The sequence below is a fragment of the Salipiger aestuarii genome, assembly GCF_003259905.1.
Taxonomy (GTDB): Bacteria; Pseudomonadota; Alphaproteobacteria; order Rhodobacterales; family Rhodobacteraceae; genus Salipiger; species Salipiger aestuarii.
Map to the genome: position 1 here is coordinate 1 of NZ_QLMG01000072.1, position 15,402 is coordinate 15,402.

The 15,402-nt window shown below is 57.1% G+C and carries 17 protein-coding genes; 9 read left to right on the forward strand and 8 right to left on the reverse strand.

Annotation, left to right across the window (positions count from 1 at the left end):
* Together ATI53_RS21140 and ATI53_RS21145 are read left to right on the forward strand one after the other, a co-directional pair.
* Nucleotides 1–1,095: type IV secretory system conjugative DNA transfer family protein (locus tag ATI53_RS21140; RefSeq protein WP_249033415.1), on the forward strand; the 1,095-nt coding region annotated here is incomplete at its 5' end.
* Between the two features lie 313 nt (nucleotides 1,096–1,408).
* Complete coding sequence (locus ATI53_RS21145) at nucleotides 1,409–2,473, forward strand: replication initiator protein A (RefSeq protein ID WP_111551309.1); 1,065 nt, start codon at nucleotides 1,409–1,411, stop codon at nucleotides 2,471–2,473.
* On the opposite strand, the gene ATI53_RS21150 is transcribed toward ATI53_RS21145, so the two are convergent.
* From ATI53_RS21150 to ATI53_RS21165, 4 genes are all read right to left on the reverse strand, one after another.
* Entirely contained in the window at nucleotides 2,470–2,784 is a 315-nt protein-coding gene (locus ATI53_RS21150) for a hypothetical protein (RefSeq protein ID WP_111551310.1), read from the reverse strand. The genes ATI53_RS21145 and ATI53_RS21150 overlap by 4 nt on opposite strands.
* On the reverse strand, nucleotides 2,781–3,509 hold the full coding sequence (locus tag ATI53_RS21155; RefSeq protein ID WP_111551311.1) for an AAA family ATPase: 729 nt from the start codon (nucleotides 3,507–3,509) through the stop codon (nucleotides 2,781–2,783). The genes ATI53_RS21150 and ATI53_RS21155 overlap by 4 nt, the downstream gene beginning before the upstream one ends.
* Before the next feature lie 151 nt (nucleotides 3,510–3,660).
* Nucleotides 3,661–3,927: a Txe/YoeB family addiction module toxin gene (locus ATI53_RS21160; protein WP_111551312.1), complete on the reverse strand. Its 267-nt coding sequence runs from the start codon at nucleotides 3,925–3,927 to the stop codon at nucleotides 3,661–3,663.
* Nucleotides 3,924–4,175 (reverse strand): type II toxin-antitoxin system Phd/YefM family antitoxin, encoded by a 252-nt coding sequence (locus ATI53_RS21165; RefSeq protein ID WP_036743750.1) that lies wholly within the window; start codon nucleotides 4,173–4,175, stop codon nucleotides 3,924–3,926. Before ATI53_RS21165 ends, ATI53_RS21160 begins: the two co-directional genes overlap by 4 nt.
* A gap of 249 nt (nucleotides 4,176–4,424) precedes the next feature.
* On the opposite strand from ATI53_RS21165, the gene ATI53_RS21170 reads away from it, so the two are divergent.
* The 6 genes from ATI53_RS21170 to ATI53_RS21195 all read left to right on the forward strand — a co-directional run bounded on the left by ATI53_RS21170 (nucleotide 4,425) and on the right by ATI53_RS21195 (nucleotide 11,277).
* Nucleotides 4,425–5,054, forward strand: coding sequence for a tyrosine-type recombinase/integrase (locus ATI53_RS21170; RefSeq protein WP_170134639.1), 630 nt, complete (start codon nucleotides 4,425–4,427; stop codon nucleotides 5,052–5,054).
* Nucleotides 5,055–5,057: 3 nt separating this feature from the next.
* The gene (locus ATI53_RS21175) at nucleotides 5,058–5,309 is read left to right on the forward strand and encodes a WGR domain-containing protein (protein WP_111551314.1); all 252 of its coding nucleotides are present in this window, start codon (nucleotides 5,058–5,060) and stop codon (nucleotides 5,307–5,309) included.
* Between the two features lie 164 nt (nucleotides 5,310–5,473).
* Complete coding sequence (locus ATI53_RS21180; RefSeq protein WP_111551315.1) at nucleotides 5,474–6,355, forward strand: type IV toxin-antitoxin system AbiEi family antitoxin domain-containing protein; 882 nt, start codon at nucleotides 5,474–5,476, stop codon at nucleotides 6,353–6,355.
* Entirely contained in the window at nucleotides 6,348–7,271 is a 924-nt protein-coding gene (locus ATI53_RS21185; protein ID WP_111551316.1) for a nucleotidyl transferase AbiEii/AbiGii toxin family protein, read from the forward strand. Before ATI53_RS21180 ends, ATI53_RS21185 begins: the two co-directional genes overlap by 8 nt.
* A gap of 3 nt (nucleotides 7,272–7,274) precedes the next feature.
* Entirely contained in the window at nucleotides 7,275–10,511 is a 3,237-nt protein-coding gene (locus tag ATI53_RS21190) for an Eco57I restriction-modification methylase domain-containing protein (protein ID WP_111551317.1), read from the forward strand.
* Between the two features lie 112 nt (nucleotides 10,512–10,623).
* Entirely contained in the window at nucleotides 10,624–11,277 is a 654-nt protein-coding gene (locus ATI53_RS21195; RefSeq protein ID WP_111551318.1) for a DUF6338 family protein, read from the forward strand.
* Between the two features lie 279 nt (nucleotides 11,278–11,556).
* Here the strand turns inward: ATI53_RS21195 and ATI53_RS21200 are convergent, their stop codons facing one another.
* Nucleotides 11,557–12,441 carry an ArdC family protein gene (locus tag ATI53_RS21200; RefSeq protein ID WP_111551319.1) on the reverse strand — a complete coding sequence of 295 codons (885 nt, stop codon included), beginning with the start codon at nucleotides 12,439–12,441 and terminating at the stop codon, nucleotides 11,557–11,559.
* Between the two features lie 511 nt (nucleotides 12,442–12,952).
* Between ATI53_RS21200 and ATI53_RS21205 the strand changes: the two genes are divergently transcribed.
* The gene (locus tag ATI53_RS21205) at nucleotides 12,953–13,213 is read left to right on the forward strand and encodes a DUF3892 domain-containing protein (RefSeq protein ID WP_111551320.1); all 261 of its coding nucleotides are present in this window, start codon (nucleotides 12,953–12,955) and stop codon (nucleotides 13,211–13,213) included.
* Nucleotides 13,214–13,270: 57 nt separating this feature from the next.
* Here the strand turns inward: ATI53_RS21205 and ATI53_RS21210 are convergent, their stop codons facing one another.
* The 3 genes from ATI53_RS21210 to mobQ form a co-directional block, all read right to left on the reverse strand.
* Nucleotides 13,271–13,690: a hypothetical protein gene (locus ATI53_RS21210; protein WP_111551321.1), complete on the reverse strand. Its 420-nt coding sequence runs from the start codon at nucleotides 13,688–13,690 to the stop codon at nucleotides 13,271–13,273.
* A gap of 2 nt (nucleotides 13,691–13,692) precedes the next feature.
* Nucleotides 13,693–14,004, reverse strand: coding sequence for a hypothetical protein (locus tag ATI53_RS21215; RefSeq protein WP_111551322.1), 312 nt, complete (start codon nucleotides 14,002–14,004; stop codon nucleotides 13,693–13,695).
* A 19-nt stretch (nucleotides 14,005–14,023) separates the two neighbouring features.
* The coding region (gene mobQ, locus ATI53_RS21220; protein WP_211315409.1) for a MobQ family relaxase at nucleotides 14,024–15,402 on the reverse strand (1,379 nt) is incomplete at its 5' end.

A 15,402-nucleotide genomic window follows, 5' to 3' on the forward strand; every position in this document is an offset into this window, starting at 1 on the left:
CACCGGGAAGAGCTCGGGCGCAAGGTGTCCGTCCTCAACCCCTTCGGCCTCGTCGAGGACGGACAGGATCAGTTCAACCCGCTCGACTACATCCGGCCCCACGAGTTGGCGCGAGACGTGGCCCTGGTTGCGGATGGCCTGGTCAAACCCGAACAGGGAGACGGCGCGCATTTTTCGGAAATGGCCCGCCAGCTGGTCGCGGCGGCGATCGAAGTGATCGTGACCCAGGAAGAACCCAACCGGCGCAACCTGATCGCCGTCACCGATCTGCTTCTGTCAGCAAACCTCGACGGCACGCTTGAGGCCTGGGCCGAAAACGCCGACCTTGTCGGCCACCGCCCTGCCCAGACTGCTGCCACGATCCTGCGCGCAGGTGACAGAGAACGAGGGTCGATTCAAACAGCGGTTTCGAAAGCTTTTGAGTGGATGCAGTCCGACAACATGCGCCACTTCCTGGCCAGGTCCAGCTTCCGCATGGATGATCTTCTCGATGATCGGGTCGATCTCTTCATCGCGGTGCCGCTCGACCAGGTGGACAAGCAAGCGATCTTTATGCGCCTGTTCATCAACCTTGTCCTGGGCACGGTTGTGCGCCAGGACGGGCGGCGCAAGGTCAAGGCCCCGATCCTGTTGGTTCTCGATGAATTCGTACGCATGGGGCGCATGGAGCAGATCATGAACATCGCCAATGTCGCCGCAGGGGCCGGTGTCGAAGCGTTGTTCGTTACCCAGGATACTGGTCAGGTCGAAAAGGCCTATGGGCCAAACGATGCCCGGTCGATCTTCGGCTCTTGCATCACCAAGCGTGTCTTCAACCTCAACGATATCGAAACCGCCGAATGGGCTGCGCGCCACCTCGGCGAAAGCACGGTCTATTCTCAGCAAATCCGCGAGGGCAAGGCCCCGAACGAGGGGCGGGATTTCTCCTACTCGGAGCAGCGTCAGAAGCTCATGACCGCTGAACAGATCACCGGCATGAAGGCGGATGATCTGCTTCTATTGGTGGGCAACCGCAGCCCGCTCAAGGCAAACCAGAACCTGTATTTCAAGAGCAAGGCCTACCGTGGAAGATTCGATCAGAATCCCTTGAACTGAGGCACGTTTCGCGGCCTTTCGCGCGCATTTTTAGTTGCGAGCACTTCTCCATGCATTCGGGTTCGGAAACCCGCTGCTTAAATGACGGGAAATTTTGTAGTGTTAAATATGTGTTATATAATGTGTTACGTTGTGGATAAGTGTCCATAGGACCATGAATTTATTAGGTTTTTAGAGGTGTCCTGTGTGTAGAGTCACGATAAAGCGTGTGTAAAGACACGAAAGAACGTGTGTAAAGACACGAAAGCTCTATGCCTGTGTGTGAAATCACGAAAGGGCTTGACCGTGTGTGTGAAATCACGAAACATAGGTCATGGTGTGTGAAATCACGAAAGACGGCGACCGCTCTCCCTTGCTGCCAGATCGGCAGGAACAAGGCGACTTTTTTGTATGCGATATCTTTGATGCCGCACCCAAGGGCGACATGGCTTCGATGGCGCATCCGATTTTCTCGCTTTCTACAAAACCAGATCACCGAGTGCGGCGATACGAAGATGGGACGGGGCGAAACTATCTCGAAGTGAAACCTTCGTCCGATGGTCTGGCAACGATCCACGATCGCGATGTGCTGATCTACTGCATCAGTCAAATTATGGCAGCTATCAACAAAGGTCAGAAGGTTTCAAAAATCGTTCGCCTGAAGGCGTTCGACCTTCTGAAAGCAACGAACCGGCCATCGGATGGGCGTGGATATAGCGGCCTTCGAAGCGCCCTCGCCCGGCTGCAAGGGACACAGATTGAGACGAACATCGTGACCGGCGATACCGAGCAATTGGATATTTTCAGCATCATCGACCGCGCTCGTATCGTACGTGAAACCCGCGATGGTCGAATGCAGGAGATCGAGGTGCAGCTCTCAGATTGGGTGTTCAACGCGATCCAAGCGCATGAAGTTTTGACCCTCCACCGGAACTATTTCCGGCTGCGTAAGCCATTAGAGCGGCGCATCTATGAGATCGCTCGCAAGCACTGTGGCTCGAAGAAAGAGTGGAAAATCAGTCTTTCTGCTTTGCAAGACAAGTGCGGATCGGCTTCGACCTCTCGCGAGTTTAAGCGGCTGGTCGGCAACATTGTCGCTCAAGATGAGGCGTACAATCACATGCCGGACTATTCAGTCCGGTTAGACGAAAACATGGTCGTATTTGTAAACCGTCACGCGGAAAAGCCGCAAGCTCTGGCGGCTCCATCCGGGGCGATCCGTTTGAGCCCTGACGTTTATCAGGAAGCTCGTAAGGTTGCGCCGGGATGGGATATCTACACGCTAGAGCAAGAATGGCGCGAATGGATGGCCGACGGTGGTCTCGATGCACCGGCCAACCCGGACAGGGCATTCTTAGGGTTCTGCCGGAAAATCTTTGAGAAACGCGGCAACCCTTAGCCGCTTCTACCCTTCTGTTCTTCAAGCAATAACTCCAAGCCCTGCCAAAGGGTAAGGTCGCGCGTTGAACAAAAAACCCGGAAATCATCCACCACGCGCTTCGGGCCAGGTATCGAAACTTTATCCTGCGGCTCTTTGCGTTTGGGGCCAGGTTTAAGGCGCGTCGTTGGCTCCCTGTTGACGAAGCCAAGATCGGCACCGGCCTTGACGGCCTCGCTTAATGAGCTGCCATCGACCTTTGGCCGAGGCTTGGGTGCTGGTGTTGTCTTTGGCAGGTCGATCCCGCCTGAGAAGCCGTATTTCCCGCTCATGACACTTGCTCCTTGGTAAGGGTTGCAATCACGGTTTGTGCGTAGTCGCGGGCATTCTCGATGGCTCCGGTCACCTGCTTCATGGCCTTGTCGGATACAGACGCGGTTTTGCCCTGCATTTCTTGCGTCACGATGTCAGGCAGCTCTGACAAGAGCACACCGTCCCGGAAGATGCGGGTGTAAGGCGCGCGCTTGGCGATCCGAACGGGCAGCGTCGGAATGTTGTTGATCTCCATTTCTTGTCGCACGTCGCGTTCATCCGTGGTTTGGAACGCGGCGTTCGTGCGAGTAAACAGAAGAGCGTAGTTGATTTGCGCGCGGATCATGTTCGCCGTGGTCTGTACCAGGCGAACCGCTTGCGCGGCCTGCCGTGCTTCCATAGGCGAGCCATCAAGTGGGATGATGCACAAATCTGTCCGCGACAGCGCGAAAGTGACGATCTGATCCTTCGACCCTTCAAGGTCGATGATGAGATAGTCCGCCTCGTTGGATAGGTTGTCGATGAGTTCGACCGTCTCTTCAGCCTGCGGTCGCGCATGAACCGTGAAAGGAACGTCTCTACCCTCGGCTTCGCGGGCCTGGGCCCATGCAAGGATGTTAGCGTTCGGGTCCAGATCGAGAATTGCAACGCGACCGCCAGAAATAGCGATCTGTTCAGCCAAGAGCATGGCGGACGTGGTTTTCCCCGAGCCGCCTTTCGGGTTTGCGAAGGTGATTACATACATAGCAGGAGATTGCCTAAATTCAACTTTAACGTCAACTATGTCTTCAAAATTAGTTATAGAGTTGACTTTAACTACATAGTTAGAGTTAAAATTGAGAGTGCTTTGAGAAGTTCGACTTCGTCACATATAGATCGTTTAATCCTACGGGTTTTCAGTAATGGAACCGCAGCTGCGCAATCTCTAGGCTTTGGCCATCGCCAGTTCCACTGACCCGGTAGACCATGCGATCTTCCTGAGAAATCCGCCGAGACCACCAGCCAGTCAAATCGCCCTTCAAGGGCTCCGGCTTGCCGGTTCCCTTGAAGGGAGTCCGCTTGCACTGCTTGATCAGCTCGTTGAGCCGGTCGCGCACCTTGTCGTTGGTGTTGACCCAGTATTGATAATCTTCCCAGGCCTGATCGGAAAAAACCAGCTTCACTCGGTCAGCTCACGCTCTTCGCCAGTTCCGGCATCGAGTTGCGCGATCGACGCGCGCAAGCGGGAAGCGTTTTTCGGTGTGGACAGGAGGTGCAACGTCTCGTTGACAGCGTTCCAGGTGTCCAAGGACACGACAACAACAGACTCGCCCTTCTTGCGCGTCACGACAACTTCCTGCTTGTCGTGGATCGCTCGATCCATGACGCCCTTCAGCTGGGCGCGTGCATCTGAGTAGGTCATAACATCCATCGCGACTCTCCTTGTTGTCGCAACCTTATATGTACAACATTAAGTACAAGTAAAGAGGTCGCGCCAAGCAAAGGGTCACATTGACGCGAAGCTCACGCCACCATGCGAGCTTTATGTTAAAAGCTCGCATGACGGGCAAAGCCCAAAAGCCAACAAAACATGGGCAAAATGCACAGTCGCGCAACATGTGTCTTTCATCATGCAAGGTTTGTGGATATTTTACCCGCACAACCTTGCAAGGATTTGCCCGTGAAAGCTGCCGCCGAGACCATCTGGAACAAAGGCCGAGTCGTGGGCAAAAAGCCACCGCTGACGCCCGACCAGGTATCGCTGATCCGGATGATCCTGCGCCAAGAGCTAGCCTTGCGTGATCTGGCGCTGTTCAACACCGCCCTCGATACCAGTTTCCGGGGGTCTGACCTGGTGCGCCTGCGGGTTTCGGATGTGGCCACACCGGCAGGCGTGCGCGAGATCGTGGAAATCCGGCAGAAGAAGACCGAGACGCGCAATGCACGGCCGGTCCAAGCGCGGCTGTCCTCGGGGACGCGCGACAGTTTGCGGGCCTATCTCGCCGACTCTGAAAAGCCGCTGCATGGCTGGTTGTTCACGGGGCAGGGGGCACGGTGGTCCCACACCCATCTCAGCGAAAGCCAGCTCTGGCGGCTCTTCAAGTCCTGGCTGGAAAAGGCCCGCCTCGATCCCAGCCTCTATGGCCTGCATTCGCTGCGCCGCACCTTCCCGACCCATATCTATCAGCAAACCGGCAACCTGCGCGCAGCTCAGTTGTTGCTCGGCCATGCCAGCATCGAAAGCACCAAGGAATACATCGGTACCGAACAGGCCGAAGCCTTGGAAATCGCGCGCAAGTATCATCTCTGACCCATGCAGACCTATCTCGAAAAACACCTGCCTGCGAAGAATGTCGCCCGGTTCTACCGGATGGCCGTCATGCCCAACCTGTTTGGCGAATGGACGCTCTATCGGGAATGGGGACGGATAGGCCAGGGCGGTCAGGTTCGGATGGATTGGTTCGCGGATGAAAGCCAAGCGGTCGTGGCTCTGATCACACTGGAAGCGTCCAAGCGTCAGCGCGGCTATTGGGTGGAGCCTCAGCAGCTGGCGATGTTTGGGTGAATTTGAAGCCGCTATTTACATCTGACTGCGATATCTGTATGTCCTTAGGACATACAGATATCGCAGTCGTGTCTAATATGCTAAGTGGCATACGATGATGGCCGCTCTTGACATAACGCCGTCCTTACCCCTATGTCCTAAGGACATAGGGGTAAGGACGGCAGATGAATTTTACCGAAGGTATCGAAAAAGCTATAACCGACAAGGACTTGCCGGTCATAACCTTCTACGATTTCTTCGTTCTAGGCTACCATCTGTTTCACAAGAAAGTGCTGAACGGCGAGCCGTTGAAGCGCCTCCCGCACGACTGGGACCAGACACGCGCCAAAAATGCGCTACGTCGCCTTGAGGCCCGGAAGGCGCTTGTCATGGACTCTGACTTCCGATCGGGCGTCTGGCGTGTCACGCAATCAACGAGAGCTGGTTCGGCGGAAGAGGTCGCCTGCATCGCTGATCCCTTCGCCTACGTCTCGCATCTATCTGCCATGCAGCGCTATGGCCTTACTGATCGCAGCCCACAGGCGCTGCACCTGACAACCCCCAAAAGACCCCTTTGGAATGCGCTCCGGGATGAACGTCTTCATAAAGACCTGCCCGATCTGGACCAGATCGAAGCGCCCGTTCTGAACAGGCCCGGCTTCAAGGATACGATCCGTCGCCGACCAATCGTGGTGCATGTGTCAAGCCACCCTTGGACACCGGTCTCCGTGAGTGGTGAGGAAACGCGGATCACTTCGATTGGCCAAACCTTTGCTGACATGCTTGCTGAACCACAGCTTTGTGGGGGCATGCGCCATGTTCTCGATGTCTGGGAAAATGAGGCGGATCAGTGGGTGCCCGAGATTATTGCCGCAATTGATCTCCTCGACAGCAAGATCGCCAAAGTCCGCGCAGGCTATATTCTGTCTGAAGTCATGGACATAGATGATCCGGCGCTGCACAACTGGGAGCAGTTTGCTCAACGGGGTGGATCACGCAAACTCGATCCTGACGCCGAATATGCCCCTGAATTCTCAGAACGCTGGATGATTTCAATAAATGTCTGACAACGACCCCCACGCGCAAGATAGCAAATTCGACATCGTCGATGTCGATGTTCGTGCATGGGTCGAAACCGCGCGCGCAGACCCAACACTCTATCGAGATCGCCAGGTAACGGAAATTGTCTTAGGGGCAATCGGCTTGGCCCCTTCACTGTCGAAAACGCTCGTCTTGAAGGGCGGGGCGGTCATGGCCCTGGCTTTCAAGAGCAATCGGGTCACCGGGGATGTGGACTTCACCTCCATGGCAGAACCTAATGACCTGACGGAAAAGATCATCACCGAACTGAATGAGGTTCTGCCTCGCACCGCGATCAAGCTCGGCTACCCCGATCTCCTCTGTCGAGTGCAATCGGTGAAGAAGATGCCACGCGCCCAGAATTTCGAGGATCACGAATTCCCCGCGCTCCGGGTCCGCATTGGCTCCGCCAAGCGCGGCACAGGTGAAGAGGCCCGGCTGGCGGACGGCAAGGCAAGCCGAGTTCTTGATGTCGAGATCAGCTTCCGCGATCAAGTCTATGCCTTCCAGGAGCTGAACCTGCACGGGGCCGGTGTGGCGGTACGCGCGTTCACTATCCATGAGCTCATTGCCGAAAAATTCCGTGCTCTGCTTCAGCAAACCATACGGAAGCGCAACCGGCGACAGGACGTCTACGACATCGCATTTCTGATTGGCGAGCATGATTTCAGCGGCGCTGACAAAACAGCCATCTTGACCACATTGATCGAGAAATGCCGCAGCCGTGGGATCGAGGCCAAGCCAGAGTCCATGGATGACCCGGAAATCAAGCAACGCGCCCAGGCCGATTGGGAAACGCTCGCCCTCGAAATTGGTGACCTTCCGCCCTTTGAAGAGCGCTTTGCTCTGATGCGCGATCTCTATGTTTCGCTGCCATGGGGCAGTATCAAGAAAGCCCCTTAATTCATGAATTTGTTCAACCGTAAGACCCTGAAGCGCCACATCAAAGCCGATCCGATCCCATCAGACCATCTGGCTGCGCTGGAAGCCTGGGCCGAGTTGATCAGCTCGGGCCGGATTGAACGCCTGAAAGAGACCGCCCTGCATGGGCAGTTCGCCTCCAAGATCGTTGAAGGTGTTCTCGGATACCACGGCCCAGCCGGTGGCGCAGACTATAACGTCTCAACCGAACAAAATATTCTGCGCGGCAGCGTTGATCTGGCGCTTGGCCGCTTTGGCGGCAAGACGCCTGACATCGTGGCACCATTCGAGCTGAAGGGCGCGGATACCCGCGACCTCGATGCAATCATGCCGGGCCGAAACAAAAGCCCCGTTCAACAGGCGTGGGAATACGCCATGAACGCGCGCGGCGTGAAATGGGTGCTGGTCTCGAACATGATCGAGCTGCGCTTCTACGGCTTCGGGGAAGGCACCTCGGCCTATGAGGAATTCCGCCTCGACCAGCTGACAGACCCGGAAGAGTACGCGCGCTTCATGCTGCTCTTGTCAGCGGAAAACCTGCTGTCTGGCCGCACGGCTGATTTGCTGAAAGAAAGCCGTCGTGAAGACAAGGACATCACCGACAGCCTGTATCAGGACTACAAGGACCTGCGCCTCAAGCTCCTGAGCGCGGTTCAGGAAGCCGATGCCGCGATCGCGCCCCTCGATGCGATCGCCCTAGCACAGAAGATCCTCGATCGGGTGCTGTTTATCGCCTTTGCCGAAGACACCGGCCTGCTGCCAGACAGTACGCTGGAAAACGCCTTCGTCGCGCGTGACCCTTACAACCCTCGCCCCATTTGGGACAATTTCAAAGGCCTGTTCCGCGCTATCGACGTAGGCAACAACGAGCTGAAAATCCCGCGGTATAACGGCGGGCTATTCCGTGAAGATACGGTGATCAACGGGCTAATCATAGCCGATGACGTCTGTGAAGGATTCAAGACCCTGGGCGGCTATGACTTCGCCTCCGAAGTCTCGGTCACAGTCCTCGGTCATATCTTTGAGCAGTCCATCGCGGACGTGGAACGCCTGCAAGCCATCGCGCGCGGCGAAGAAGAAGAGCCAGAGAAAAGCACTGGTACAAGCGGGCGTCGTAAACGTGACGGGGTCGTCTATACCCCTGATTACATCGCGCGCTTCATCGTGGCCGAAACCCTGGGCACGCATCTGCGGGAAATCTTCGAAGACACCTTACGCGCTCATGCCAAGAAGGGCGCGGATGTCACCGACTACGAAAACATCCCCTGGCGTAAAAAGTCGGCCGAGCTGGAAGCCTGGCAAGCCTATCGCGATCGCCTGAAATCCTTACGCATTGTCGATCCCGCCTGCGGCTCCGGTGTGTTCCTGATCATGGCCTTCGACTTCATGAAGGCCGAACTGACCCGCGTAAATGACAAGATCAAAGACCTGCTGCCCAAGGCCGAACATTTTGGCGATCTGCTCGACTATGTCCCCGACAGCGAAATTCTGACCGACAACCTCTTCGGCGTGGACGTGAACGAGGAAAGTATCGAGATCACCAAGCTGTCGCTCTGGATCAAGACCGCCCGGCGCGGCAAGGTTCTGGACAGCCTCTCGGGCAGTATCCGTGTCGGTGACAGCCTGATCGAGGACAGCAACTTCGCCTATCTCGATCACGCTTTCACCTGGGAAACAGCCTTCCCCGGCGTCTTTGCCGAAGGCGGTTTCGACGTGGTTCTGGGAAATCCGCCCTATGTGCGCCAGGAGCTAATTTCAGACCTCAAACCATACTTGCAGCGCCGGTTTGAGAGTTATCACGGCGTAGCTGATCTATTCTGCTATTTCTATGAGAGGGGTCTGCGCCTTCTGAAGCCGGGCGGGCGCTTGGGCTATATTTCCTCGAACACCTTTTTCAAGACTGGTTCGGGCAAGCCTCTGCGCGAATACCTTTTGAAAGAGGCCACCATCGAAAGCGTGGTCGATTTTGGCGACCTGCAAGTCTTCGAGGGCGTAACCACCTATCCGGCGATCCTGACTATGAAACGCGGGGCCGCGCCAAAGGGGCATGAGCTGCGCTTCTGGAAGGTCGATGCCCTGCCGGACAACAACTTCCTCGCCACTTGGGAAGCCGCTGCGGGACCGTTCACACAATCCGGATTAGATTCTGGGTCTTGGCAGCTGGAAAACCGGTCACTCAGGGCCCTCAGAGAAAAGATTTGGGCCGGGAAGAAGACGTTGAAGGAGGTCTATGGGGCACCGTTTCGCGGCATCGTTACAGGCGCAAATCCTATCTTTGTTATCGATACAACGACCAAGGAACAACTTTGCGCAGAAGATCCGAGATCTGCAGAACTGTTGAAGCCGTTTCTTGAGGGGAAGGACTTGAAACGCTGGCGCGCTGAACCAACCGATAGGTGGCTGATCTTTACAAGGCGGGGCCTTGATATTGAGTCTTATCCAGCGATCAAAGCTTACTTGCAGAGCCATCGCGAAAGACTTGAACCGAAACCTGAAGGCTGGACGCCGCCAACGCCACGAGACAAATGGCCTGGCAGAAAATCAGGTTCATATCAGTGGTTCGAAGTGCAAGACACGATTGGCTACCATGCGTCTTTCGCCCACAACAAGATCATCTATCGGGACGTGTCGCGGCAAGCCTCATTCGCGCTCGACAAAAGTGGGCTTCACTTGGATTCAACCGCTTCGTTTGTCGATGCGGATGACCCCTTCCTGCTCGCGATATTGAACTCAAAAGTGTTCTGGTTTGTTCTTTCTGCTTTAACTCCTTTGGCTCAAGGCGGTTACCGAAGAAAAAAGAACCAGTATATTGAGCAAGTACCTATTCCAAATGCTTCCGCAGAGGCCCGATCGAAACTAGCCGCGCAGGTCGACAAGTGTGGCGATCTCGCGCATCAACGGCTTAAACTCCGGACCTCAATCACCCGTCGCATTCCCGATCTCTGCCCGCCTGACCGCGAACCCAAGCTGACCAACAAGCTCAAGGAATGGTGGGCTTTGCCCGACTTCGCCGCCTTCCGCGCTGAAGTAAAGAAGGTCTTCAATGCTGACATCCCCCTGACCGATCGTTCCGACTGGGAAGACTGGATCAACCGCGACCGCGCCGAAATTTCCCGCCTGACCGCCGAAATCGCCCAGGCTGAAGCCCAGATCGACAGCATCGTCTATGATCTGTTCGATCTGACCGAAGACGAAGTCGCACTGCTGGAAGCTGCAATATGACAAGTACGCCAGCACGAAGTGATACAGCTCTCTATGCTGATGCTGTCGAGGCGGTCACAGCGCATCAAAACCGCGCATCCGTAACAGAAACAAAATGGTTTAAGAGGCGGTAGTGGATTTTGCTCTCGCGCAATTGGCGCTCATTTTCATGCCTGGAATTATCTGGGCGACTATTGATGCAAAGTATGGCGCAGGCTTGAAGCCGCAACAAACGACGCTTCTAATCCGGGCCTTCATGTTTGGAATGGCAACTTACGCTGTTCTGTTCCTGATTTATCTAGGATTCGGAAAGTCTTTTGGGTATCAGGATTTGGCAAACGGCCCAGAAAGTGTGAATTTCTTAGAGCTGAAGGATGAAATCGCGTGGTCGGTTCCGCTGTCATTTTCCCTTGCGGTCTGTTGGTTGTGGATTGTCAAATTTCGGCTTCTGGTAAAGCTTCTGCATAAGATCGGAGCTACTCGGCGCTATGGCGATGAAGATGTGTGGAGCTACACTCTCAACTCTGATCAAGCGAACGTGGAATACGTTCACTTCCGAGACCTTGAGAACGGATTCATTTTTGCGGGCTGGGTGAACGCGTATTCGGAAAGCGAAGATTTTCGCGAGATTTTGCTCGCAAGCGTGATCGTGTATGATGAAGCCGGAAACGAGATTTCTCGCCCCCCGTTCCTCTACCTGTCGCGCCCGAAAAACAACATCTGGATGGAATTTCCCTACCGAGCTGAAGGATACAAAGATGTCAGAGAAGAAGATAATCATCAATGATGGCAGCATCCAAAAGGGTGGGCAAAACGTGGCGACTTCACAAGTGACGTCACGCCCCCCACCTCCTACCCCGACTCGTCCGGCGGGCGGGTCTGATAAGAAATAGATTTAGCACCGCCCCTTTGGGGCGTCCGCGCGAAGCGCCGGGCCTGTCGGCGGGCGGCCTTCAGGTTGCCCGCCGACAGGCCACCCTGAAACCGCCACCACCTGGATCACGCCAGAACGCAAAAGGCCCCCGCCTGCTGACGGGGGCCTCGATCATTTCGGTAATGCGGGCTGTTACTCGGCGGCCATCCGGTCGGCCTGCGCGGTGCGCTCCATGATGTAATCCACGGCCTTCTGCGCCTCGGACGCGGCCCGGAAAATAGCGCGGCTGTCTTCCTTCATCGCTTCCAGCCATCCTTCGACATAGGAGGCGCTCTGGTCGAATTCAGGCTCTACCCCGATCTGCGCGCAAAGCATGCAGTTTCCGATTTCGGCGACTAGCTCCTCGAACGCATAGGCCTTGCGATCATTGAACCGGCCCAAGCGGTCCAGCCGCTTTGTCGCCCCTGTCCAGTGGGTCAGCTCATGCGCCAAGGTGCCGTAATACCCTGCGGCCCTGTGAAACGTGCCAATCGGCGGCATGTGAATCCGATCTGTCTTGATGTTGTAATAGGCGCGCGGCTCTTCGGTGCTGTCGATCTGTGCGCCGCTTGATGCAAAGAACGCCTCCAACGCGGGATCGGCCACGGTGCCAAGATCACGGGGCGGATCGGGCAGGATGTAGAATTCAGCGGGCAAACCCTCGATCTGGTCGGCATTGAACACGCGGTAAGCCTTGGCATAGGGGATCTGGCGCTCCTCGCCGTTTTCGTCCTCGCGCTCGACGGTGCCGTATTTCACCACGGTTGCGGATTTCTCGCCCTTGCGAACATGGCCCCCAAGCTGCTTGGCCTGATTGAACGTCATCCAGCGGGCTGAGCTGTAGTCCCTCGCCATCGCCGTGGCCCAAAGCATCAGGACATTGATGCCCCGATAGGCTTCGCCGTTGAACCGTTCCGGCAGGCTGACCGATGCCCCGCCACCGGTCCACGGCTTGCGCCAGGGCGGTGTTCCCGCCTCGATCTGTGCGATGATCTGATTGGTGACATGGGAATAAACGTCAAACTTCTCTGCAGTCATTTGTGACCCTCCTTCGAGTGACGCGGGCCGGGTCTCTTCCCCTTTCCGCCAATGGGCGGGCCTTCCTGTTCTGATCTTTGGAATGCCCATGCATTCCGAAGGGCAGAGCAGGTAAGGGCAAAGCCCGTCCTGCGGCCTGGCGGGGCCGTGACAACCGGGTGGAGGGCGTGAATTTGGGAGGGAACCGCGCGGTTCACGCGTGGGAGGAACCGGGATTCTCGACCGGAACCGACGCCGCAGGCGGCGCTTGCCGGTTTTCTCGGACCTGTCAGGATGGCAGGCGGATCAACAGGATTTGGAAACTGTCAGGGTTGGGGTGAGCGGGCGTCAGCCCGTCGATCCCCTGCCCTGTCTATCGCTCAAAGCGAGACCGGCACGCTGCCGGGATCACACCCATTAAAGGGCGCTTCAAAAAGGAGCCGCTGAGGCGTTTCTCTTTTGTTCCAGCTAATAACCTGCTATTGTGTGGCTCTTGTTGCGATTCATACTTCATGTAGAAGGACATTCAAAAATGGCTGATCGAAGAGTAACTGCATCGGGCAAAGATCGGGATGGAGATATCACCAGTCTATGTAATGGTGGGGAATACTGGTCACCCCGATCCAAGGCTGACGCCATCAGCGACATTGAGAGCAAGACGCACAGCTATTTCGTCGACCGTGCTGGCTATCGAACCGATATTCATGTCGTCAACGAGGGTGGGAAGAAGTACCTGCGGACGTATGCGGACAAGACTTCTCAGAACAACCTAGACAACCTGCCTGATTGCTAGGCACAAAGCCACGCCACTTGCCCCCGGCTAAACTGTCGGGGGCATGGCCGTACAAAGTCAGCCGGCTTGCTCTCTCGCCAGCATAATCTCGAATTCCACGGTCGAGCTTTCCTCGATGCCGACAACCCAGATATTGTTCTGGGCATTACCACCGCCTTCGACTGAGACCGTGCGCCCGACCATCTCACCCCAAAGATATTTGCGAGCTTTCAGATACGCTTCATGCGCGTTCTGCCGCGCGGATCCGCAGGGCAAAAGGGCTGCATTCTCACGCAGCTCGTCAAGCGCCTTGGCGCTACCGCCGAACAGCAGGCAGGGTTCTTCCGTCCCATTCTGCCATAGAACAATCCCGGCGTCGGGCCGAAACAGCCCATGACAGTCAAGCCCTGGCCGATCAGGTGACACTACGAACGTGTACTTGATTGAGGCCGTGCGACCGTCGGGCAGAACGAAGGGTTCACGGTCATCCACGCGCATGTTCAAAGCGCATTCTGTTCGAGCATGGCATCCAGGTCAGCTCTGTTCTTTGGCCCAGCGACAAGAAGTTGCCGTGCTTTCTCATAGGCAAGCATCGACGCCTCAGAGGCACCTTCTTCTGGATGGCATCCGCAACGCTCGACGACATCGCAGTAGTATCGGTATCCACCCCAACCCTCTTCACCGCTAATTCTCTCAAGGGCAGCGCGGACCAAAGATACGGTCGGCACTGGACCCGACATTCGGGAGAGTTCAGCAGCGTCGATCGGCCCGCGCCGCTGAAGTTCCGCGATAATTTCCTGTACGCTTTCCATTTAGTTTTCCTCTTTGTGCTTAACGTTCTCTGTCTCGATCGCGACCTTGCCCGCGCTCGGACGCAGTATCACGGCCACGCCCGAGAATGTCATCCCGCCGCCCTTGGTCACGGCCCTCGCCGTCACGGGCGACGATGCCCCGCTCGACGGCGGCGGCATCACGTTCCTGCCCGATATCACGCCCACGCCCAAGGATGGCGTCCCGACGATCTCGGTCTAGATCGCCGGGTGCGACCCTCTCGCGCCCGATGTCCGGCGCTTGCACCTCGGGTCGATTAAAATCGCGCCCCAACACCGCCGCCCGGCGCGCATCCATGTCGCCCCGCTCCGCACCATCCTGCGGCCTCTCAACCTCTCCCATAACCCTCTCCTTGATCCGTGACATCGCCGCCTCAGCGCGGCCCCAAAGCTGATCCAGCCGCTCGCGTGCGGTGGCAATGAAGGCGCGCCCCCGCTCCATCAGCTCAAGCCGCAATTCCAACTGCCGCCAGCCCAGCTCCTGGCGCTGTGCATTGCGCGCCTGTGCCGCGCGGAAAGCCTCGCCGCGCTCTGTGACGATCCCGCGCTTCTCCTGGGCATTGGCCGATGGGCCAATTTTCGGCTCGGGCTCGCGGCTGAGCTCGACCACCTTCTTCGCGCGCTCAAGCGCCAGCTCTTCCTGCCCGCCCCCGCGCGCCCGCGCGACCTGTTGCTCGGCTTCGGCGCGCTGAACATCGAGGGACCGGTGGTCGATCCGCTCCGACCGCCCTGCCCGCTCAAGGGCGGTGTTCGCGTCCCGCGCCCAGGCTTCGCGCCAGCCCATCAGCAGGTCTGGCGCATTCCAGCTGCGGTCCTTCTTCCCGAACCCTTCGCCGGTCAGCTCCCGCATGGTGAGCATGACATGCGCATGAGGCTGACCTTGGCCATCACGGGCCTTGCCCTCGTGAACGGCTACATCCGCGATCATGCCGCGATCGACAAATTCTCGCTGCACGAATCCGCGCAACAACTCCAACCTCTCGCCCCGATCGAGCTCACGCGGCAGCGCCACTTCGATCTCGCGGGCAAGTTGGGCATCGCGCCGCTTCTCGACGGCTTCGACCGCGTTCCAGAGCTGGTCGCGATCGCGCATCCAGTCGGGCACATTCTCAGGGGCCATGATCTCGGAATGCACGACCCCGCCCTTGCGGGAATAGTCATGCTCCAACCCCTGCCGGTCATCCCGCAGCCGCCCAGCCGTACGGTAGGCGGCGGCTGCGACCGATGACCGGCCCCCGGCCCGGCTGATCACTTTCGCACTGAGATGGTAGATCGCCACGCCTCTGACGCCTTTCTTCAAAACAGGGTCCAGCGCCTGGTTGCGCTGGTTGGGAGCGCGAGGGTGAAACCCTCGTTCAGGCGGCATCGCCGCCTTGGGGG